We start from the raw sequence: 21,667 nt of genomic DNA, 5'->3' as shown, positions 1-21,667 counted from the left end.
GAAAGTGATGTTTATATACCAGTCTTTTATCGCCGGAGTGTTGCTCTTGGACTACATATGTGGGTTTTGTAATCGATTTGTCACGCTGTATTCGTATAAATCCCATTATTGCTGCCCATAATTGGACGGGTCACGAACCATTGCAGCGATTCGATAATAACCAACGGAGTCAATCCAAGATGCAAAAGCAATTGATCACCCTCGCCGTATTCGGTGCACTTGCCGCCCCTGTCTTTGCTGACGATAGCACCGTCAACTTATACGGCCGCCTTGATATGGGTGTGGAATCGAATGATGACGCCACCACCAACCGTATGGTCGTGCAAAACTTTGCATCGCGTATTGGCTTCAAAGGGGAAGAAGACCTCAATAACGGTCTGAAAACCGTTTGGCAAATCGAAACCCTTGTCTCACCAGACGAAGCTACCGCAGCTAACTTTGCAACGCGTAACAGCTACATTGGCCTGAAGGGAGGCTTTGGTACCGTATTGATGGGAAATTACGACTCTCCATTCAAATCACTGGATAGAAACGTCAGCCTGCTGTGGAACCAAGGCGATGCAATGGAGCAATTTATCCATGGCAAGGCGACTTTCCCAGTGTCGGGTACCAACGCCCATGTTCGCCAGAAAAACGTTATTCAATATCACAGCCCAAACATGAGCGGCTTCTTGCTCCGCGCGTCTTACGCACCTGATGAGGCCAAGGTCAAGGGTGGTACCAACAAGCAGGAATATTCATTCTCCGGAGAATACGATGCTGGTATGTGGAACGTTGGTGCCGCCTACTATGCAAAGGAAGATGCTGTCGCTCTGGGCAAAGACTTTAATGCCATCAAGGTCATTGCCGGCATGAAGTTGGGGGACATCACTTTCGGCGGCGCATATAGCAAAATTGACAATGATGCCGGGAAAAAGACTGACGCCTTCATGCTGGCCGGTGCCTACAAGATGGACGCAATTACGTTGAAAGCATCCGTCGCCACGACTAAGGAAACTTCCAGCAACGCCAAGGATGGCGCGGATTTCATGGCGCTCGAGGTTGACTACGCGATGAGCAAGCGCAGTACGTTGTATGGCTATCTGGCGCAAATCAAGAACGAGAATGCAGGGGTTGCCAAGTTTGAAACCGGCGACAACAAGTTCGCGCCAGCTGCAGGCAAGGATCCACGCGTGTTTGGTATCGCTATACGCCACAACTACTAAGAACCTAGCTCTAGAGCTTCTATCTGAAGCTAGGTCATTGCCTGCTGATGTAACATCAGTAGGCGGTAGTACTAGTCAGAAGCTGCACAACTAACGGATGCCATGCGCATCCGTTTTTTATTTTTATCGCTCAGAAGTGTTGTAAAAAGGCAAATACACGGCTAATCAAACTCGAATATAAGGGTTTTCGGTATTGCACGATAGGGACCTCCGGCTACAGACTGCGCCCGCCTGGGTCTCGGACAAGGCTCCCGAATGAAATCGAAAATGGAGAATCAAACCATGCGTAATACCGTGATTGCTGTAGCCGTTCTGGGCGCACTTTCCGTATCGTCTTTTGCTGATGACAACATTACTTTGTATGGCCAAGTGAACGTCGCTGGCTTGTACAAAAATGATGGCACCACCAAACAAATGAAAGTTGATTCCGCTTACACCGGCTCGCGCATCGGTATCAAGGGCGAAGAAAACCTCGGCAATGGCCTGAAGGCCCTGTTCCAAGTTGAAACCAAGATTCGTCCTGACGATGCTACAGAAGGTAGCTTCGGATCGCGCGAAGCGTGGGTTGCCTTGCAAGGCGATTTCGGTAAGATTGGTCTAGGTCGCGGCAAGACCCCTTACACCAATATTGCTGACTGGTTCGACAACTATGTCGACCTGGCCAACGGTTTGGCTGCTCAGGAAAACAAGCAAACCACCAAAGATGGTCATGTTCTTGACTCCCGTTGGAACAATGCCATCCGCTTTGATTCGCAAAGCATCAATGGCTTCACCGTATCGACCATGATCGGCGCAGGTGAGAACAAGAACAGCGCCACGAACACCAAGTCTTCTGACAGCGCAGCCCTGTCTGGCCGTTACACAATGGGCCCGATGCAGTTGGGCGCTGCTTACGCCAAGCAAAACAACAAGGGTGCCAATGGTGTTAACCATAGTGCCTTCTTGCTGGCAGGCACCTATGCTATCGACGCGTTCACCGTTGCTCTGGGCTTCCAAGCCGGTAAGGTGGATTCGCCAGTGGCTGCTGACAACACCAAGCGTAACAGCCTGCTGATGGCTGCTTCATACCAGATTGATGCTACCAATCTGCGCGCTGGTGTCATCGTCAACGACAAGTTGAAGTCAAATGGCGTCAAGCTGGCTGACAGCGACTTCGTCCGTTACAGCGTCGGTGCCAAGCACAGCTTGAGCAAGCGTACCGCTCTGGTAGCCGAAGTGTCTGGTGACGCAAACAAGGGTACGACCAAAGACACGACTTACATCGGCGTGGGTGCTCTGCACGCATTCTGATCGTAACCAGTCTTACTGCACGATCAAACGGGCATGCATCGCATGCCCGTTTTTATTTGCGGGCTTCTATCCGGTAAGCTCGCAAATTCCACGCTGAACACGAGCTCCTATGCGTCATCTCCTCATCCCTACCCTTGCCCTGATCCTATTGGCCGGTTGTGCCACACCACCCAGCAAACCAGCCGATTGCAACTGTGGCAATGGCACTAAACCAGCTCCCATTACCGCACTCTACAATGCTGCTAACTGGTCCAATCTGCCAAATTGGCCGGGTGAGAATTTACGAGGCAGCTGGCCTGCTTGGTTGAAAACATGCAGCAAACTCGCCAATCGCGCCGGCTGGAAAGAAGTCTGTACCGAAGCGCGCACATTACCAGCGGACGATGACGCAGCCATTCGCACTTACTTCGAGTCCCGCTTTCAGCCCTATCGCATTACCACCAGTGAGGGCAAGGAGAGCGGGCTGATTACCGGGTATTACGAACCCTTGCTGAAGGGCAGCAAGGAAGCTTCCCCTACCCGAGCCCCCATTTACGCCGTACCGGACGATTTGTTGATCATCGACCTCGGGGACAACTTCCCAGATATGAAGGGCCAACGCCTGCGTGGCCGACTGGAAGGCCGCAAAGTAGTCCCTTATTGGAACCGGACCGATATCGAAGCAGGCAAGGCACCTACAGCTGGGCTGGCGCTCGTTTGGGCAGACGATCCAATTGAAGCCTTCTTTCTACAAGTGCAAGGCTCGGGCCGGGTACAACTGGAAGATGGCAGCCTAATGCGGGTAGGCTATGCCGACCAGAACGGCCATCCCTACAAGTCCATTGGTAAATGGCTAATCGACCAGGGCCAGCTCAAGCCGAACGAAGCCTCGATGCAAGGAATCAAGGCATGGGCAAAAGCCAATCCTGCCCGCCTAAAAACCATGCTGGATGCCAACCCAAGCTATGTTTTCTTCCGCCAGTTGCCCAATGCCGACGGGGGTCCCATCGGCGCCCTGAATGTACCGCTTACCGATGGTGCCAGCGTCGCGGTGGATCCCAAGTTTGTTCCATTAGGCAGCCCTGTTTACCTGACCACCAGCTGGCCCAATGAAGAAAAACCACTGAATCGGCTGATGCATGCGCAGGATACTGGTGGCGCCATACGCGGCCCGATCCGTGCCGACTTTTTCTGGGGTTTTGGCAACGAAGCCGGCCAACTCGCTGGCCGGATGAAGCAGCAAGGCCAGATCTGGCTGATTTGGCCAAAAGGGGTTGCCTTACCCAAAACTTGACCCGGCAAACAGACACGTAGAGCGCTGGCCACAAGCATCGCAGCAATGCGATGCTGATCACTCCAACAACACCTTATCGCACGACATGCAACTCTCCTGGGACATCTTCTGCACTGTCATCGACAACTTCGGCGATATAGGCGTCTGTTGGCGTCTTGCCCATCAATTGGCGCATGAACGCGGCGAACCGGTACGGCTTTGGGTGGATGATCTGGCTGCTTTTCAAATCCTGCACACACAGCTGGATACCAACAAAGCAACACAGATATTGGATGGTGTTGAGGTCCGGCATTGGACCACACCATTTCCGGCAGTGATACCCAGACAAGTAGTAATAGAAGCCTTTGCGTGCAATCCGCCTAATGACTTCCTGAACGCGATGGTTGCCACAGAGCCTAAACCGATCTGGATAAACCTCGATTACCTATCTGCCGAGGCCTGGATTGAAAGTTGTCACGCGCTTGGGTCACGTCACCCGCGCCTCCCTTTGACCCACCATTTCTTCTTCCCCGGGTTCAACAAAGCAACGGGGGGACTGCTGCGCGAAGCCTGCTTGCTTGCTGAGCGCGATGTATTTCAGACCGACATCTCCGCACGCAACCACTGGTTACACAGTTTGAATCTGGAAGCGGCGGACCCTGCCAAACCGCTTATTTCCTTGTTTTGTTACGACAACGCGGCTTTACCTGGGTTATTGGCACACTGGACAGCAGGGGAACCGATATGCCTGCTCGTTGCGGACGGAAAACCTCGCCGCCAAGTAGAGGTTTGGCTCAATGAGGCTTTCGTACACGGTAAGCGCCTACAACGCGGCCAGCTTACCCTCGTCGCCCTACCCTTCCTGAGCCAGTCAGACTACGATCGCTTACTATGGGCATGCGACTTCAACTTCGTTCGTGGCGAAGACTCCTTCGTACGGGCGCAATGGGCGGCACGCCCCATGGCGTGGCATATCTACCCACAAGAAGAAGACGCGCATACCGTGAAGCTCGACGCATTTCTGGCGCGCTATCTTGCAGACCTGCCGGATGTGCAGTGCAATACACTTTCAGCCTTCTGGCACAGTTGGAACCGGAACGACCCGATCAGCGCAGTGACCCACTGGCAGGCTCTTTGGCGCGAACGCAATTTTTTTGCCACCCATAGCCAACATTGGTGCAACACACTTGCCCAGCAGACAGACCTGATGCAACAACTGGCCAATTTCGCCATTGGGAAACTGAGCCAACCTGGTTAGTTCAATGAAAGCTGGGCAACCCAAGCACGCTCAACATACCGGCAAAGTGGCGGAGTTATCCGGCTCACGGCTATAATGCTGCGTTTTATCAAACGCTTACCCCTTTCGCAGGACTAACCCGCATGAAAACCGCACAAGAACTCCGCGCCGGCAACGTTGCCATGGTTGATGGTCAGCCGATGGTCGTGATCAAGGCTGAATACAGCAAGTCGGGCCGTAACGCTTCCGTCGTCAAGATGAAGATGAAGAACCTGCTGACCGAACAAGGTCTGGAAGCCGTGTACAAGGCTGACGAAAAGTTCGACGTGGTCGTGCTGGACAAGAAGGAATGCACCTACTCCTACTTCGCCGACCCCATGTTCGTGTTCATGGATACCGAATACAACCAGTATGAAGTTGAAGCAGAAAACGTTGGCGATACCGTGAACTTCATCGTCGACGGCATGGAAGATGTCTGCGAAGTGGTGTTCTATGAAGGCAAAGCCATCTCGGTTGAATTGCCCACTACTATCGTGCGCGAAGTCGAATACACCGAACCTGCCGTACGTGGCGACACTTCAGGCAAAGTAATGAAGCCCGCCAAGCTGAAGGGCACCACCTTCGAATTGCCCGTTGCGGCCTTTATCGAAATCGGTGACAAGATCGAAATCGATACCCGTACCGGCGAATTCAAGAAGCGCGCTTAAGCCTTCTTTCAAAAAAAGCAGCCAAGGCTGCTTTTTTTGTCACATCTTTTTCTCCTTAGCGAGCCGCTTGCCCATGCTCTCACTTATTGCCGCCCTCGCCCGCAACTATACAGTTGGCATTGAGAACCGCCTGCCCTGGCATCTCTCCGAAGATTTGAAGTACTTCAAAGCCACAACCAGTGGCCACCCTATCATCATGGGACGCAAGACCTACGATTCGATTGGCCGGCCATTGCCAGGACGGCACAATATCGTCGTCACCCGCAACCCTGACTGGCACGTCGATGGTGTGACGGCAGTGCATTCAATCCAGGAAGCAATTTCTGCCGTAGGGTCCACGAAAGAGATTTTCCTTATCGGTGGCGCATCGCTATACGCCGAAGCGTTGCCAATGGCAGATCGGCTCTATTTGACTGAGATTGAAGCAGACATCGACGGTGATGCCTTTTTCCCCCGGTGGCGGCCTGAGCAATTCAAAGAACTGCGCCGCGAACACCATCAAGGTGAAGCCTTCGCCTATAGCTTTGCCGTCTACGAGCGGACAGCCACCGCATCAGGAGACACGGTGGATTACGCAACCCCTAATATCGCTTCAACCAGCATATAGACGACCGCCACAAAGCCGATAAACCAGACTGCCGAGCGCAGTGAAGGTCGGTTAGCCAGGTAAAAAGCACCATGCAGAATCCGGGCGCAGATGAATACAACAGACGTGATATTAATTGTCTCCGCCGCCACACCTGCCTGGACAGCCAGCAACAGCGCCGCAGCAAATGCCGGTAACGCTTCGAAAGCATTGTTGTGCGCCCACACTGCACGCGCACGGAACCCCTCCAACTTTGCTTGCTGCAAGCGCGGCGAATAATTGTTGTAGCGAAAAGCGGTGCCGTCTTCAGACTTGCCGAACTTGGCAAAATAAACCCAGACATAGGGCAGGAAAACGGCAATCAATAAACAGCCATAGGCAATCTGCATAGTTCGCTCCACTCAGTGAAGAGACTGATCTTAGCCCAAGCGCACTGTACCGCGTGGCTCCACCAAGCCAAAACGGCTAAAATGCAACTTTCGCAGCCTAATGGCCTGTTCAAGATCAGTCACACGCAGCTGTCAGCAAGGTACAGAGCAGCACATAAACCCCGATTGCGGTTGCACAGTACGATCGTAAACAGGTTCTAAAATCTAAAAACCGAGGAGACCACCCCATGTCCATGGCCGATCGCGACGGCTTCATCTGGTACGACGGCAAGCTCGTCGATTGGCGTGAAGCCAATACCCATGTGTTGACCCATACCCTGCACTATGGTCTTGGCGTATTTGAGGGTGTGCGTGCCTATGAAACGGCCAAAGGCCCCGCCATCTTCCGCCTGCAGGACCATACGGACCGCTTGTTCAATTCGGCCAAGATCCTCGGCATGAAGCTGCCTTTTGGTAAAGACGAGATCAACGAAGCCCATAAGCAGGTCGTACGCGAGAACAAACTCAAGTCCTGCTACTTCCGTCCTATGGCGTTTTATGGCTCAGGTAAGCTCGGTGTTGCACCACCATTGGACGATGTACACGTGATCGTGGCCGCATGGCCTTGGGGGGCTTACCTGGGTGACGACGGCCTTAACAAGGGTATTCGGGTCAAGACATCCTCCTTCAGCCGTCATCATGTCAATGTGACGATGTGCAAGGCAAAAGCAAACGGTAACTACATGAATTCTATCCTCGCCAATGCCGAAGCCGTGCGCGATGGTTATGAAGAAGCGCTGTTGCTTGATGTAGATGGTTATGTAGCGGAAGGCTCTGGCGAGAATATTTTTGTCATCCGCAAAGGCAATATCTATACGCCCGACCTTACCAGCTGCCTTGCGGGCATCACCCGTGACACTATCTTCCAGCTGGCAAAGGAACAAGGTTACGAGATCGTTGAAAAGCGCATTACGCGCGATGAAGTCTACGTAGCCGACGAAGCTTTCTTTACCGGAACAGCAGCGGAAGTCACCCCGATTCGCGAACTCGATAACCGTACGATTGGCGATGGCAAACGCGGACCGATGACAACCGCTTTGCAATCCGCCTACTTTGCAGCCGTCAAAGGCGAATCTGCACTGCACGCCGACTGGCTGACTTTTGTTTGATCGATGACCGGCAGCCGGTACCCAATCCGGCCTGCCGTATTGTGTCGGGACTATTCCCGACCTATATGGAATCCACCATGACCCAGCTTAAAGAAAATACCAAGAAGCATATCGAAATCGATGCAAGCAACCTGCCTCTGCACTGCCCGATGCCTGATATGTTGAAATGGAATGCCCATCCACGTGTATTCCTGCCTATTGAGAAGACAGGCATCGCCCTTTGCCCATATTGTGGAACCAAGTATGTGCTCAAAGGTGGGCCAACAGGTCATGGTCACTAAGAACCCGTTCAAAGTCTATTGCGCGTCGGCAATACGGCGTTGAACACACCCTCGGAATGCTCATTTACCATGAATAAACTCCGCTTCCTCGGCTGTTTTCGCCTTGTCTTGCGCTAGCTCGCGAAACTTTGAACAGGTTTTAAGCGCTTGTTTTCGATCTTACAGCGCGGCTGTGATTAGGGCTTATGTGCTGCTCGCGACAGAGAGTAAACAGGTTCTAGCTCGAAACGGCACCGCGCTTTACAAAATAAGTACCAGGCATATGGTTTGCATACAATGTAGCGGGTGATTACGAACCCCAGGATGCTCCTTAGAACCTATTCAATATCTCGCTGTGAACACGTTCTTAAGTAAACGCAAACCCTCAGCCAGAGACCGTCAATGCCACACCGTATTCTCGTCATCGCTCCCGCCTGGGTGGGTGACAGCGTCATGGCCCAGCCGCTCTATCAGCGGCTGAAGCAGTATCAGCCAGATGCCCACTTGACCGTCTTCGCACCCGACTGGACCCTGCCACTGCTGGATCGCATGCCCGAGGTGGAAGCCACCTTGCGCAATCCATTCGGCCATGGCGCACTTAAACTGACCGAACGCTGGAATCTGGGTAGGAAATTACGCGGCCAGTTCGATCAGGTCATCGTACTGCCCAATTCGCTCAAGTCGGCCCTGGTGCCTTGGTTTGCCCGTATTCCTCAGCGCACCGGCTTTGTAGGCGAATCACGCTATGGCCTATTGAATGACTTTCGGGTACTTGACCCTAAGGCTTTACCGCAAATGGTGGAGCGCTTCGCCATCCTGGCGGAGCCTGCCGGTCAGCCACTACCCAGGCCCATTCCTGCCCCCAGGCTGCATATCGACCCGGCTCTACGCCAAGCTGCACTCCAAGCCTTTGGCTTGAGTGATGCCCAGCCCATTATCGCCTTCTGCCCCGGCGCAGAATACGGTCCGGCAAAACGCTGGCCGGCCCGCCATTTCGGTGAGCTCGCACGCCGCCTGGTATCACAAGGTTATGCGGTGTGGCTGTTCGGTTCGGCCAAAGATAAACCCGATACCAATGCCATTGTTGAACAAGCAGGTGTATCCGTTGTTGACTTGGCTGGCCGCACTTCTCTGGCGCAGGCTATCGATTTACTTTCTCTAGCCCACTTGGTAGTGACCAATGACTCAGGCTTGATGCATGTCGCCGCCGCGTTGGAGCGGCCGATCGTGGCGCTGTATGGTTCCAGCAGTCCGGAATTCACACCACCATTGAGCAAGCAGGCGGAGATCGTCAGCCTCGATCTCGAATGCAGCCCCTGCTTTGAACGTACCTGCCCGCTTAAACACCTGAACTGCCTTCAACAACTGGAGCCAGACCTGGTGGAGGCAGCGATTGCCCGGGTGCTGACCAAGCCATTGGGAACCCCTTCCAGTCCCTATATTCCCGCCCTGCCAGTGTAAGAACCCACTCAAAACCTGCTGTGCGTCAGCAATACGGCGTTGAGAACACCCTCGGAATGCTCATTTACCATTCGGAAGCTCCACTTCCTCAGTTGTTTTCACCTTGTCTTGCTCTAACTTGCAAGACTTTGAACAAGTGCTCAGGAGGGGCCAGCTCAGGTCACAATAAAAAAGCGCCAATCGCTGGCGCTTTTTTATTCGCAATTCATTCCAATCAGTCACGGAAGTTCTGGTACTGCAACGGAAATTCCTCAATCGACTTTTTCACCAGCGCAATTGTGTCCTGCAGGATATCGCGCTTGGCGCCTGAAACACGCACTGCTTCACCCTGGATGCTGGCCTGCACTTTCAGCTTGGAATCCTTGATCACACGGACAATTTTCTTGGCAAGCTCGGTTTCGATACCTACCTTGACTGTAACGGTCTGCTTGACCTTGTTGCCGCTGACTTTCTCCAGCTTGCCCTCGTCAAGGCAGCGGGTATCCACCCCCCGCTTCGCCATCTTGCCCAGCAGGATTTCCTTGGCCTGCTCAAGCTGGAATTCGTTGTCGGCAAAGACGGTCAGTACTTTTTCGGCCTGCTCGACGCGCGCGTCTGAGCCTTTGAAATCGAAACGGTTGCCAACTTCCTTATTGGCTTGCTCAACCGCGTTCTTGACTTCTACTTCGTTGACTTCGGACACAATGTCGAATGACGGCATAATCAGGCTTCCCAATAAAGACAATCCCACCATTTTACCTGAGTGAACCATGAAAACAGCAGCTGTAGATGCCTTTACCCGCAAGACTGCAAGCCAGGTGGTGTACCAAATCTTCCCAGAGCGGTTCGCGATTGGCGGCGGGCTTAGTAGTGCAGAGAAGCTGGCGCAACCCGCTTACGGTATTCCTGGCGTACACAAGCGTGGCTGGGATGAACCAACGCTGCAACAGCCATGGGGCAATCAATTCTACGGCGGCGATCTCGACGGTATTGCCGATAAGCTCAGTTACTTGGTCGACCTCGGCATTACCGGGGTTTACCTCACGCCGGTTTTCACCGCGCCAAGCAACCACAAGTACGACGCGACCGACTTCTTCAGCATCGACCCCATGTTCGGAGGTGAACCCGCCCTGAAACGATTGCTGGACGCTCTGCACGCGCGAGGTATGACACTGACGCTCGACGCCGTGCTGAATCATGTTTCCGACCAACACCCCTGGTTTCTTGCGGCCAAGGCGGGCGATGCAGACAAGCGCGACTGGTTTACCTTCGATGCGTCAGGCCATCATTTATGTTGGCAGGACTACGGCATGATGCCGGAGCTCAATCTCGCCAACCCTGCCGTGCGTGATGTCCTGTACCGCCAACCCAAGAGTCTTGTGCAGCATTGGCTGGCTCAAGGCGTCGACAATTGGCGTTTCGATGTCGCACAGGATGTGGGTATCGCATACGCGCAGGAGATGGCTGAAGCCGTCGGCAAAAACTACCCGAATACCATTCTGCTTGGCGAGCTTAATGGTTTCTCTGCCAGCTGGTTTGAAGCGGGTGGTGGTTTTCACGGCATGATGAATTACTGGTACCGCACAGCCACACTGGCATGGCTTGCTGGTGAAATCGATGCGGTACAGATGAACGCAGCGGTACGCGATGCACGCGAAGGTTACGGGCTCAAAGGTCTACTGTGCTCATGGAACATGCTGTCCAGCCACGATACCCCACGGCTGATCACCACTGTCGGCAGCGCCGCAAAAGCGCGCACAGCCCTGCTGATGCAAATGACCCTGCCCGGCGTACCGTTGATCTACTACGGGGAGGAAATCGGCATGCTGGGCGGGGCCGATCCTGACTGCCGCCGTCCAATGCGCTGGAACGAATCCGAATGGGACCATTCGCAGCGCATCTGGATGAAGCAGCTGATCGCAATCCGCCAAGCCAGCCCTGCATTACAGTATGGTGATGTGACGGTCCTGGGTGACCGCCTGCCGGGTAATGCCCTGGTTTTCCTGCGCCACACAGAGCAACCCGGTGAAGCAGCCTTGGTGGTGGTAAACCATAGCGACAAGCCGATGCAACAAAAGCTACTCCTGCCCTATTCGCACTGGTATGACGGTGTACCGCTGAAGGACGCGCTTGGTATTTCGCCTGATATCAAAGTGCAGGCGGCCAGCATCCAGCTCAGCATTCCAGCGAATTCAGCCGCCATTTATCAAGCAAACGAACCCTATCAGCACTACACCTTTTTCAAGCCGCGTAACCGTTTATAAAGAAGCCAGTGTGCAATACGGCCCAGTCCTCCAGACTGGGCTCATTACAGCCAATGGTCAGAATCTGTTCAAAGTCTTACGAGCTAGAGCGAGACAAGGCAAAAGCAGCCGAGGAAGCGGAGTTTACAAATGGTAAATGAGCATTCCGAGGGTGTTTTCAACGCCGTATCGCGGACGCGCAGAAGAATTTGAACAGGTTCTCAGATTTGGCATAGATCTCATTGGCAACAGAAAAACACCAGGTTCGGCTGGCGCATTGTCTATCCCTGAGCCATGCTTGAACTACTACAGCAGGTATCCCTTGATAACTAACGAAGCGATTCTAAGCACTTGGTTAGCCGGATAAATCAAGTATCGGGATGCTTTCTGCATTGCGTTCTGGTGTCGTGCATTTTGAGCGCTAGACTGGATAAGAGGGCTGCATAGATAAGCCTGCAAATCGTTGCGGAGCAGACTGTGAAACAAAGCGGAACTGAATACCTATACCAGCGGCGCGCCTGGGTACTGGCTCAGACTTTTTTTATCGAGGACAACCAGCAACAGCTTACTTTGCTGGCGCATAAGTACGACTTCGACATGCAGTTTTTCGATCAAATGATCGAATTCCAGCAGGCTGTCATCGTAGCCAGTGAGGAAGACCTGCTGGTCGTTGACCTGGATTGCCTGTACAGCCTGCAGACAGCAGACAACAACCGCACCCTGTTTTTACGCGATCTCTTCAAACAGCTTCCCAGCCATCGCGACTACGTCTATCTGCAGACAGAAAAGCAAAGCGGCCGATTCCTGCTGCAGCAGATGCTGGTTGAATCGAACTGCCTTGCCTACGCCGAAAAACCTATCGCCAACGATAAGCTCGTTGATAAATTCTTCAACCTGTTTGCACAAGCACGCCGCAATATGGCCGGGAAGATCCTGGTAGTCGGCGCGCCGGGTGTGATCGACAAGGAAGCTTTGCAAGAGCGGCGCATACAGGTCATTGAGCACGATGAACTGCAAAGCCTGCAACGCGAGGTGAAACGGATACAGCCCGACATTGTGGTCATTGCCGAACATCTCTATCGCCGTACCGAATTGATCGTCCGCATCCTCAAACGTAATCTGGAAGCTGATCCGAGCCTGGAAGTGCTGTTATTGGTCGACAGCAACGACGACGAATTGTCTCGCCAAGCCGTGATGGAGGGGTTCGACTCTCTACTACAACGTAGGGCCAGCGACATCCTTACCCGCCAGCTCATCAACCGCCTGGGCAAAATTCGCCTGTCCCGCGATTTGATCAGCCGGGACCGTGCCACGGGGCTCTTGAACAAAATCGGTTTTCAACAGGCCGCCAGTGAAGTCATCAAGCAAGCCGAAGCCCAAGGCAAGCAGCTTGGTCTTGCGGTGATTGATATCGACAAGTTCAAGACCATCAACGATACCTGGGGCCATTACTTTGGCGACATCGTGATCAAACGCCTGTCTCTGCATCTAAGCGGCTACATGGGGCCGGAAGATCTGCTCAGCCGCTTTGGCGGAGAGGAATTCGTCATGCTGCTGTGGGATTGCAACATGGCCGAGATGCTCAAGCGTATCGATCGTATGCGGGAGGAATTCAACGCCCTTGTTTTTGAAGCCGAACCCGGCCTGGATAAACAATTCAGCTTCAGTGGCGGTGCAGCCGGTTACCCTGCCTTCAAAACGGAGAACGAGCTCTTCCTGCATGCCGATGCTCAGCTCTACAAGGCCAAGCAGGGCGGCCGCAATCGCATCGTAGGATGACCCTATCGTTCGAGCAGCGCATAAGCCCTGGTCACAGGTGTGCAGTATAATCACAAACAGATTCTAAATAGACGTCAAATACACATCCATACGCTGGCGAGTAGAATGCGGGCCATCTGCCCGCCCAAGCGTGGTTTGTGCAAGTGAACAACAAACCCCACACCTGCATCGACACCGCCAGGGCTTTATCTACCCGTCTGCGGAGTCCCACCATGCGTCAACTCATTCTGGCTGCCAGCCTTGCCCTGTCCGCCGGCGCTGCCCAAGCCGCCGAAGTCGCTCTGGATCTGAAAGTACGTGATCTGTCCCCCAAGTTTGTCGAGTTCTACGAAGCCGCCAGCAAGCCACTTGCACCAGCAGCACCCACCGCAAACCAAGCTGCTACGCCTGCAACAACAGAATCACTGGAAGACCGTCGTTGGCGCCTGTTCAAGCAGAATTACGATTTCAGTGCACAACCCACGCCAGAGGCCACACGCGCAGCGCTGGACTCCGCCTGGCCACGCTATGCGGAAGCCCTCCCGAAAATCGAGGCGGGCTTTGACGGCATCGCCAGCGAACCCAGTCGTACGCTTGACACCCTTTCCAAGCATTTCAGCCTTGATAAGTCGATGAGCATGCGACTGGTTGCCTATGTCGGCACCTTCGATGGCCGGGTTTGGGGCGAGCAGGACGGCGACACATTGAATGTCTACCTGCCGCTGGAAGTCAGCGCCGACACCCGCGCAGTCCCTTCGGCCCGTCTGATGGGACAAGCAATGCTGGCCAAAACCGCCGGCTGGGGTAACAAACCTCGTTCCCTCGCCGAACTGGTAGTTGGTGAAGGCGTCGTTGCCCACGGTGTTGCAGCGGCAGCACCAGGCAAAAGCGTCGAGCAATATCTGGCTATCAGTGCCGATGAACTGGCCAAACTGCGCACCAATCGCAAGTCAGTGCTCAGCAGCATCCTGCCTAAACTTGGCGATGGCAGCGCAGCAACGCTTAACACCTATTCGACAGAACAACTGGCCGAAGCACGCTTTGCCGGCTGGTTGCTGGTGGAAGGTATGACTAAGCAAAAGGCCCGTTATGCGGACATGATCCGGCAAAAACCCAGTGACCTGATCAAAGTCAGCCAAGCCACGATGGCCAGCGTGAATCGCGGTAAATAATACAGATAACGCAGTTAGTAAGCCGCCCACGGGCGGCTTTGCTACATTTAGCCGAGACCAACTCAACATCTGCTCACGATATGCCGCGAGCGGGTTCATCAGCCTAGTCCATGGCAGAAGACAGCGACCTAGAACGAACGGAAGATCCCAGTCCCCGAAGATTGGAGGAAGCCAGAAAGAATGGCCAGGTTGCCCGTTCGCACGAACTGGTCACCTTCTCCGTCGTCATGACAGGCATTGTCGCCCTGATTGTGACCAGCGAAAGTATTCTGGACGCACTCAAGCACATCATTATCAGCAATCTGACTTTCGACCGCGCGCTGCTTGCCGATATCGACCAATTGCTGGTGCACTTTTCCCAGGCCAGTTTCGATGCCTTACGTGCACTGATGCCCGTACTCACCGCCACAGTTGTCGCTGCCATTGCCGCGTCGATTGTGCTCTCCGGCTGGTTATTCACCTTCAATGCGCTGGAACCGAAATTCAGTAAACTCAATCCGATGACGGGCATCGGTCGCATTTTGTCGGTGCGTAGTGTGGTTGAAATGGTCAAGGCCATCCTTAAATCCGGCCTGATTGGTGGTGTAGCCATCGCTACGCTCTGGTTCGAAAAGGAACAAATCATTCAGCTGGTCGCCATGTCGCCATTTACGAGCTTGGCATTCCTGTTCGACCTGACCAAGACCACCTTGCTGCTAGTGGCTGGATCGATGTTGCTGATCGTCGCCATCGACGTGCCATTCCAGCTGTGGGACTACAAAAAGAACCTGCGCATGACCAAAGCGGAGGTGAAACAAGAGAGCAAGGAATCGGACGGGGACCCGCAAATCAAGGCCAAGATTCGCCAGTTGCAGATGCAAGCCGCCCGCCAGCGCATGATGAGCGAGATTCCCAAGGCCGATGTAATCGTCACCAACCCGACCCACTATGCCGTCGCATTGCATTACGACGAAAAGAAGATGAAAGCGCCGAGGGTTGTGGCAAAGGGGTCTTTCCTCTTGGCAGAACGCATTATCGAAATTGGCCGCGACAACAAAGTACCCATTCTGCGTACCCCCCCATTGGCGCGCGCCCTGTACCACCATGCCGATCTGGGCGAGGACATTCCTACCCCGCTTTACAATGCCGTCGCGGAAGTATTGGCCTATATCTACCAGCTCAACCATTACGAACGCTTTGGCGGCCTAGCCCCAGAACTATCGAAAGATCTATCGGTTCCTGCAGACCTGGACCCTGGTGGGGAAGCTTAAAGGGACATCCAAGAAGCCTCGTTTTCATCGCGGTCCGGCATTAAAAACTTCCTTGGAAGGTTCATTTACCATTTGTAAATTCCAGTTCCCCTGGGACATTTCCCCTTGCCTCGCCTCAACTCGCAAGACTTTGAACAGTTTCTTAGCACAGCATCATCCCCAACCATATAGCAACCGCGCCAAGCCTCAACTGTTGGGGTTTTTCCACTATTGGCCTTTTCACGCCAGCCAATCGTGACAAAAACAAATAAATCAGATAATTCAATAGGAAAGCGTGTTTTTTAAAACTAGCCTATGAACTAGAACCGGTTATCTCGGCAGCTTTTTGTTGTTGCTCCAGGCGACTTTTGCACATGCCCTTCCGTTTGAACCTCAGCTCCATGGCAGGCCCCATCCTTATCTTGATGGTGCTGACGCTGTTCATCCTGCCGCTGCCACCTATTCTGCTGGACCTGTTCTTCACCTTTAACATCGCCATTGCCATCATCGTGCTGATGGTGGCTATCAATACCAAGGAACCGTTGGACTTTTCGTCCTTCCCCGTCGTATTGCTGATGACCACATTGTTGCGGCTGGCGTTGAATGTAGCGTCCACACGGGTAATCCTGAGTAATGGCCACCAGGGAGATGCGGCGGCCGGCAAGGTGATCGAGGCTTTCGGTCACTTCCTGATCGGCGGGAATATCGCGATCGGTATCGTGGTTTTCGTGATTCTCACCATCATCAATTTCGTGGTGATCACCAAGGGTGCAGGCCGTATCGCTGAAGTGAGCGCCCGTTTCACACTGGATGCCATGCCCGGCAAACAGATGGCGATTGACGCCGACCTGAACGCCGGACTGATTGGTGAGGAGGAAGCCCGTAAACGCCGCAAGATCATCGCCCAGGAAGCCGACTTCTTCGGGTCGATGGATGGTGCATCCAAATTCGTACGTGGCGATGCAGTCGCCGGCATTCTTATCATCGTCATCAACCTGGTGGCCGGCATTATCGTCGGCCTGCTCTCACACGATATGGCCTTCGCGCAGGCGGGCAAAACCTATACCCTGCTGTCGATTGGCGATGGCTTGGTAGCGCAGATTCCTGGGCTGATCATTTCCACTGCTGCAGGCATCGTGGTGTCGCGCGTCGGCGACGACAGTCTGTCCGAGCAGATCCTTGGTCAGATGTTCACCAAGCCCACCACGCTTTACATTACTGCGGCGGTAATCGGCCTTTTCGGGCTGATTCCGAACATGCCGCACTTCGCATTCCTGCTTATCGCCTCTTTACTGGCTTTGCTGGCCTGGAAACTGGAGCAGCGCGCCAAAGCACGGGAATTTGTGCCGGAACCGCAAGCCGTCGCCGCGGCAGAACAGGCGCAACGTGTACAGGAACAGCAAGCGCAGGAAGTAGGCTGGCACGATGTCGCCCCGGTAGATCCTGTCGGGCTTGAAGTCGGCTATCGCATCATCCCCCTGGTCGACCGTAATCAGGATGGCGAGCTGTTACGCCGAATCAGGGGTATACGAAAAAAGATCGCGCAGGAACTCGGGTTCCTCGTACCGCCCATTCATATCCGCGACAACCTCGAACTCAAACCCAATGCCTATCGCATCCAGCTCAAGGGCGTCGATGTAGGCCAGGGCGAGGCTTACCTTGGCCAATTCCTTGCCATCAATCCCGGTAGGGTAATGGGGTCATTGCCCGGCACACCCACCACCGACCCTACCTTCGGTCTGCCCGCCATCTGGATCGACGCCACGCTGAAGGAACAAGCGCAATCGCTGGGCTATACCGTAGTCGATGCAAGCACCGTGGTCGCCACGCATATCTCCAACCTGTTGCAAAGCCATTCAGCAGAACTGTTGGGGCGTGAAGAGGTGCAGCAGTTGCTCGACCACCTGGGCAAGGAATTCCCCAAGCTGGTCGAAGACATCGTACCCAAGATATTGCCGTTGAATCTTTTGCAGAAGGTACTGCAGAACCTGCTCGAAGAAGGCATGCACATCCGCGATATGCGCACCATTCTGGAAACGCTGGCCGAACACGTCACGAGGACCACGGATGTGGACGAGCTGACTTCCGCCACCCGTGTGGCTTTGGGCCGCGCCATCATCCATCAGATCTTCCCAGGGGAATCCGAGCTGCAGGTCATTTCGCTCGACCCTGGCTTGGAACAGGTGTTGTTGCAGGCCAGCCAAGGCCGGGGCGGCGGCGGGCTGGAGCCTGGCCTGGCCGAAACTTTATTGCAACAGGCCAGCCAGTTGACGGAACAGCTGGAAAACGAAGGGCTCAACAGCGTACTGATCACACCAAGCCAGTTACGCCCGTTGCTGTCACGTTTCCTGCGCCGGTCTATACCGCAATTCAAGGTGTTATCGCACAGCGAAATACCCGATAACAAAACCATACGCATCGTCGGTGTGCTCGGCGGCCGGTCCGCTGCAGCAGCCACATGAGACAAAAACCATTATGTAGCGCCTGTTCGTGATCCGTCAGAGCCGTCGTCAACAGAGTAAAGCAAGGTAGACAAGCCCTGATCACAGGTGCGCAGTAAGATCGTAAACAGGTACTTAGAACTTATTCAAAGTCTCGCGAGCTAGAGCAAGACAAGGCGAAAACAACCGAGGAAGCGGAATTTACCCATGGTAAATGAGCATTCCGAGGATGTTTTCAACGCCGTATTGCTGACGTGTAGCAGACATTGAACAGGTACTTAGAGACGGCGAACACAATCGCCGCAAGTAACAGGGAAAGGACAGGATATGGTCGTGAAAAAATTCCACGGTGCGAGCACGCGCGAGGTGCTGAAACAGGTGCGCGATGAATTGGGGCCTGATGCGTTGATCCTTTCCAATCGCCAGCTGCCGGATGGATACATCGAAATCATGGCCGTGGCGGATACCGAAGTATCGATGCTGACCCAGCCCGTTGCCTCGGCCAGACCCGTCAGCCCCCCTCCTGCCGCCAAACCTGCAGTGCAACCAGCCCGCCCGAACACCGGAGCCGTGCGCGCCATGCAGCGTACCTACGCCTTGCCGCCGGAGCTCGACGATGACGAACCCACGATGGAGGATGTGCATATCCCTCCTCCACCCGCGCCTGCCCCGCAACCAGCACCAAAGCTGCCTGCCATGATGGCGTCTGCCAAAGTCGGTGGAGATGTGGTGCCCGATACGCAACCCATCGTTAACAGTGGTTTTTCTCCACGCTACCGGTACGAGCCGCCTGAGCTGGACCTGACTGCGGAACCTTTACCGGATCAAAGGGTGGAACCTACGCTCAACCCTATCGAAGAGAGTGAACCGGAGCCGGAACCTATCCCCGCTACCATACTATCGACAACCGCTCCGATACCAGAACCGGTCAAGCACGTCATCACGCCTCCTCCAGCGCCCACTCCATCTCCAGAGATAGGCGAGCAGGGTAAGAAGATTGACAACATCAGCCATGAAGTCGAAGACATTTCCAGTGAAATCAAGATGCTGCGCAATCTGCTGGAAGGCCAGTTGGCGGGCTTGGCGTGGAATGAACTGAAGCGGCATGCCCCAGAACGCCTTGAGGTATTACGCCGCTTACTCTCTGTGGGCTTCAGTCCGGCGCTTAGCCGACAGATCGTCGAACACATGCCCATGGGTTACAGCACCGAGCGCGGCATGAAGTGGGCGCGTACCGCCTTGCAGCACAACCTTCCCACAGTCGGCCCGGGTGCGGACATCGTGGAAGCAGGTGGCGTCTATGCCTTGGTGGGCCCTACCGGTGTCGGCAAGACCACGACGGTGGCGAAACTAGCTGCCCGCGCGACCTTACGCCACGGCGCACCCAAGGTGGCCCTGATCACCACCGACGGTTACCGGATCGGCGCCCAGGACCAGCTGCGTATCTACGGCAAGATCCTCGGCATTCCCGTCTACGCGGTGACCGATGAAACCGACTTGGCGCAAACCCTGGCCGATCTGCGCAACCGCCATCTGGTATTGATCGACACCGTTGGCATGAGCCAACGCGACCAGCGCGTCGTCGAACAGATTGCTCTGTTGGCGGGCCACAGCGCACCAGTGAAGCGCCTGTTGTTGCTTTCAGCCAACGCGCAAGGCACCACGCTAGACGATGTTGTTCGCCGTTACCATGGGGATAACCTGGCCGGTTGCATCTTCACCAAGACGGACGAGGCGTTTTCGCTTGGCAGCGGCCTGGATGTGATCGTCCGCTATAAACTGCCGCTTTACTACATGACCAATGGCCAGCGCGTACCGGAAGACCTGCACATGGCCAGCAGCCTGTATCTGGTCGACCGCGTGTTCAAAACTCCTCCTGAAGCGCCGGCTTACCGCCTGAAGAATGAAGAGTATCCGCTCTTCCTGGGCGCGCAGATGCAAGCCCCGGCACTCGACTTTTCCTGGCGTGAAGCGGCAGCATGAGCAGCATGACTCTGAACCGACTGGACAATACGGTTGCCACCATTGCAGCCGACCAGGCTGCCAGCCTGCGCAAGCTTGTTGGTGGCCCAGGTGGCCGGGCTGTGGCATTAACCGGCGGTAGCACCACTGGCGTTACTTCGCTGACCCTCAATCTGGCTGGTGCACTCTCTGCCCTGGATAAGCGTGTGCTGCTGCTGGATGAGGACGACAGCCAACACAACGCGGTACACCGCCTGCAGCTGCGGCAGCGCTTCGCATTCGAGCATGTGGCGAACCGCGATGTGCGCCTGGACGAATTGTTGCTATCCGCTCCCGGCTTTGAGTTGATGCCGCTCAAGCTGTCGCGCGGTCCGACCAACTATCTGCAACCGGGCAGAGCCGAGCAGTTAGCCGATGAGTATGACTCGCTGGTGGCCCGCATCGACTGGGTGCTGGTCGATGCCCGCCCCGTAGTCGAAGGCAGTGCGCCCGGCCTCGCGTTGGCTGCCGACGAGGTGGTGGTGGTGATCACTCCATCAGCTGATTCGATCACCGATGCCTATGCCAGCATCAAGCGCTTGCATACTGAATTTGGCCGTCGCGACTTCTGGGTGCTGGCAAACCGGGTCCGTACGCTGGATACCGCCATGGCCTTGTTCGCCCGCGTGAAGGAAGTAGCCAGCCGGTACCTGAACGTACGCCTCAAGCTCGTGGGCTTTGTACCAGAAGACGAACAGCTTGCGCGCGCAGACAAAGTCGGCCAGCCAGTGGCCCTGGCCTTCCCCCAGGCAGAAGCGGTTGAGGCCTTCACGCAACTGGCCAGCGTCATGCAGCGGTGGCCACGCCGCCCCAGCAGCGCTGACCGGGCCAATCTGTTGTATAGGGCGTTGGATGTGTGTCGGCGACTGACCTCATCGCGCTAATCACTCAAAGTCTGCTGCGCGTCAGCAATACGGTGTTGAAAACGCCTTCGGAATGCTCATTTACCATGAGTAAACTCCGCTTCCTCTGTCGTTTTCGCCTTGTCTTGCTTTAGCTCACGAGACTTTGAGCAGATTCTCTTCGGAACCTGCCCACGATCTGTAGCGAGCAGCTGTCAGCAGGGCACAGAGCAGCGCAGAAACCGGAATGTACTTGGGTACATGAGGATTTTGAGCAGCACATAAGCCCTGATCACAGCTGCGCAGTAAGATCGTAAACAGGTTTTAAAGCGTCAGTTTGACCTGTCCTGACAACCGTAGACACACCCACTTCAAATGCAGACCAATTGCCTGCTGAATTTTTCTGCAAACACCGCCGGTGCCAAATTACCTAGCCGAGAGTGGCGTCGTTGGCGGTTGTAAAAGAT

The 21,667-nt window shown here is 54.7% G+C and carries 18 protein-coding genes; 16 read left to right on the top strand and 2 right to left on the bottom strand.

Annotated elements, in window-relative coordinates; translation table 11 throughout:
- Positions 1-179: 179 nt before the first annotated feature.
- The 6 genes from ACUHMQ_RS11270 (at position 180) to ACUHMQ_RS11245 (ending at position 6,298) form a co-directional block, all read left to right on the top strand.
- Positions 180-1,205: a porin gene (locus ACUHMQ_RS11270; RefSeq protein ID WP_445295559.1), complete on the top strand. Its 1,026-nt coding sequence runs from the start codon at positions 180-182 to the stop codon at positions 1,203-1,205.
- A gap of 282 nt (positions 1,206-1,487) precedes the next feature.
- Positions 1,488-2,495, top strand: a complete 1,008-nt coding sequence (locus tag ACUHMQ_RS11265; RefSeq protein ID WP_445295558.1) for a porin — start codon at positions 1,488-1,490, stop codon at positions 2,493-2,495.
- Between the two features lie 109 nt (positions 2,496-2,604).
- Positions 2,605-3,768 carry a murein transglycosylase A gene (gene mltA, locus ACUHMQ_RS11260; protein ID WP_445295557.1) on the top strand — a complete coding sequence of 388 codons (1,164 nt, stop codon included), beginning with the start codon at positions 2,605-2,607 and terminating at the stop codon, positions 3,766-3,768.
- Between the two features lie 85 nt (positions 3,769-3,853).
- Positions 3,854-5,005 (top strand): elongation factor P maturation arginine rhamnosyltransferase EarP, encoded by a 1,152-nt coding sequence (earP, locus tag ACUHMQ_RS11255; RefSeq protein WP_445295556.1) that lies wholly within the window; start codon positions 3,854-3,856, stop codon positions 5,003-5,005.
- Positions 5,006-5,127: 122 nt separating this feature from the next.
- On the top strand, positions 5,128-5,691 hold the full coding sequence (efp, locus tag ACUHMQ_RS11250; RefSeq protein ID WP_445295555.1) for an elongation factor P: 564 nt from the start codon (positions 5,128-5,130) through the stop codon (positions 5,689-5,691).
- A gap of 73 nt (positions 5,692-5,764) precedes the next feature.
- Entirely contained in the window at positions 5,765-6,298 is a 534-nt protein-coding gene (locus ACUHMQ_RS11245) for a dihydrofolate reductase (protein ID WP_445295554.1), read from the top strand.
- Here ACUHMQ_RS11245 and ACUHMQ_RS11240 read toward each other — a convergent pair.
- On the bottom strand, positions 6,262-6,666 hold the full coding sequence (locus ACUHMQ_RS11240; protein WP_445295553.1) for an MAPEG family protein: 405 nt from the start codon (positions 6,664-6,666) through the stop codon (positions 6,262-6,264). The two genes, ACUHMQ_RS11245 and ACUHMQ_RS11240, sit on opposite strands and share 37 nt — an antisense overlap.
- 227 nt (positions 6,667-6,893) lie before the next feature.
- On the opposite strand from ACUHMQ_RS11240, the gene ACUHMQ_RS11235 reads away from it, so the two are divergent.
- From ACUHMQ_RS11235 to waaF, 3 genes are all read left to right on the top strand, one after another.
- A complete protein-coding gene (locus ACUHMQ_RS11235; RefSeq protein WP_445295552.1) occupies positions 6,894-7,814 on the top strand; it encodes a branched-chain amino acid transaminase in 921 nt (306 codons plus the stop codon).
- A 77-nt stretch (positions 7,815-7,891) separates the two neighbouring features.
- Positions 7,892-8,095 (top strand): zinc-finger domain-containing protein, encoded by a 204-nt coding sequence (locus ACUHMQ_RS11230; protein ID WP_445295551.1) that lies wholly within the window; start codon positions 7,892-7,894, stop codon positions 8,093-8,095.
- Between the two features lie 381 nt (positions 8,096-8,476).
- Positions 8,477-9,535 (top strand): lipopolysaccharide heptosyltransferase II, encoded by a 1,059-nt coding sequence (gene waaF, locus ACUHMQ_RS11225; protein WP_445295550.1) that lies wholly within the window; start codon positions 8,477-8,479, stop codon positions 9,533-9,535.
- Between the two features lie 214 nt (positions 9,536-9,749).
- Here the strand turns inward: waaF and ACUHMQ_RS11220 are convergent, their stop codons facing one another.
- Positions 9,750-10,235, bottom strand: coding sequence for a YajQ family cyclic di-GMP-binding protein (locus ACUHMQ_RS11220; RefSeq protein ID WP_445295549.1), 486 nt, complete (start codon positions 10,233-10,235; stop codon positions 9,750-9,752).
- 49 nt (positions 10,236-10,284) lie between these two features.
- Here ACUHMQ_RS11220 and ACUHMQ_RS11215 point away from each other — a divergent pair, with 49 nt between their 5' ends.
- The 7 genes from ACUHMQ_RS11215 to ACUHMQ_RS11185 all read left to right on the top strand — a co-directional run bounded on the left by ACUHMQ_RS11215 (position 10,285) and on the right by ACUHMQ_RS11185 (position 21,242).
- Complete coding sequence (locus ACUHMQ_RS11215) at positions 10,285-11,778, top strand: glycoside hydrolase family 13 protein (protein ID WP_445295548.1); 1,494 nt, start codon at positions 10,285-10,287, stop codon at positions 11,776-11,778.
- Between the two features lie 456 nt (positions 11,779-12,234).
- On the top strand, positions 12,235-13,536 hold the full coding sequence (locus ACUHMQ_RS11210; RefSeq protein WP_445295547.1) for a GGDEF domain-containing protein: 1,302 nt from the start codon (positions 12,235-12,237) through the stop codon (positions 13,534-13,536).
- 212 nt (positions 13,537-13,748) lie between these two features.
- Positions 13,749-14,687 (top strand): hypothetical protein, encoded by a 939-nt coding sequence (locus ACUHMQ_RS11205; protein WP_445295546.1) that lies wholly within the window; start codon positions 13,749-13,751, stop codon positions 14,685-14,687.
- 110 nt (positions 14,688-14,797) lie between these two features.
- Positions 14,798-15,937 carry a flagellar biosynthesis protein FlhB gene (flhB, locus tag ACUHMQ_RS11200; RefSeq protein WP_445295545.1) on the top strand — a complete coding sequence of 380 codons (1,140 nt, stop codon included), beginning with the start codon at positions 14,798-14,800 and terminating at the stop codon, positions 15,935-15,937.
- Positions 15,938-16,290: 353 nt separating this feature from the next.
- A complete protein-coding gene (gene flhA, locus ACUHMQ_RS11195) occupies positions 16,291-18,378 on the top strand; it encodes a flagellar biosynthesis protein FlhA (protein WP_445295544.1) in 2,088 nt (695 codons plus the stop codon).
- Between the two features lie 312 nt (positions 18,379-18,690).
- Entirely contained in the window at positions 18,691-20,340 is a 1,650-nt protein-coding gene (gene flhF, locus ACUHMQ_RS11190; protein WP_445295543.1) for a flagellar biosynthesis GTPase FlhF, read from the top strand.
- 5 nt (positions 20,341-20,345) lie between these two features.
- Complete coding sequence (locus ACUHMQ_RS11185) at positions 20,346-21,242, top strand: MinD/ParA family ATP-binding protein (RefSeq protein ID WP_445295542.1); 897 nt, start codon at positions 20,346-20,348, stop codon at positions 21,240-21,242.
- The last annotated feature ends 425 nt before the right edge of the window (positions 21,243-21,667 follow it).

It is taken from the genome of Chitinimonas violaceus, assembly GCF_052601015.1.
The sequence above is the reverse complement of the archived record's forward strand: the minus strand, read 5'-3'. Positions and strand labels throughout refer to the sequence as shown.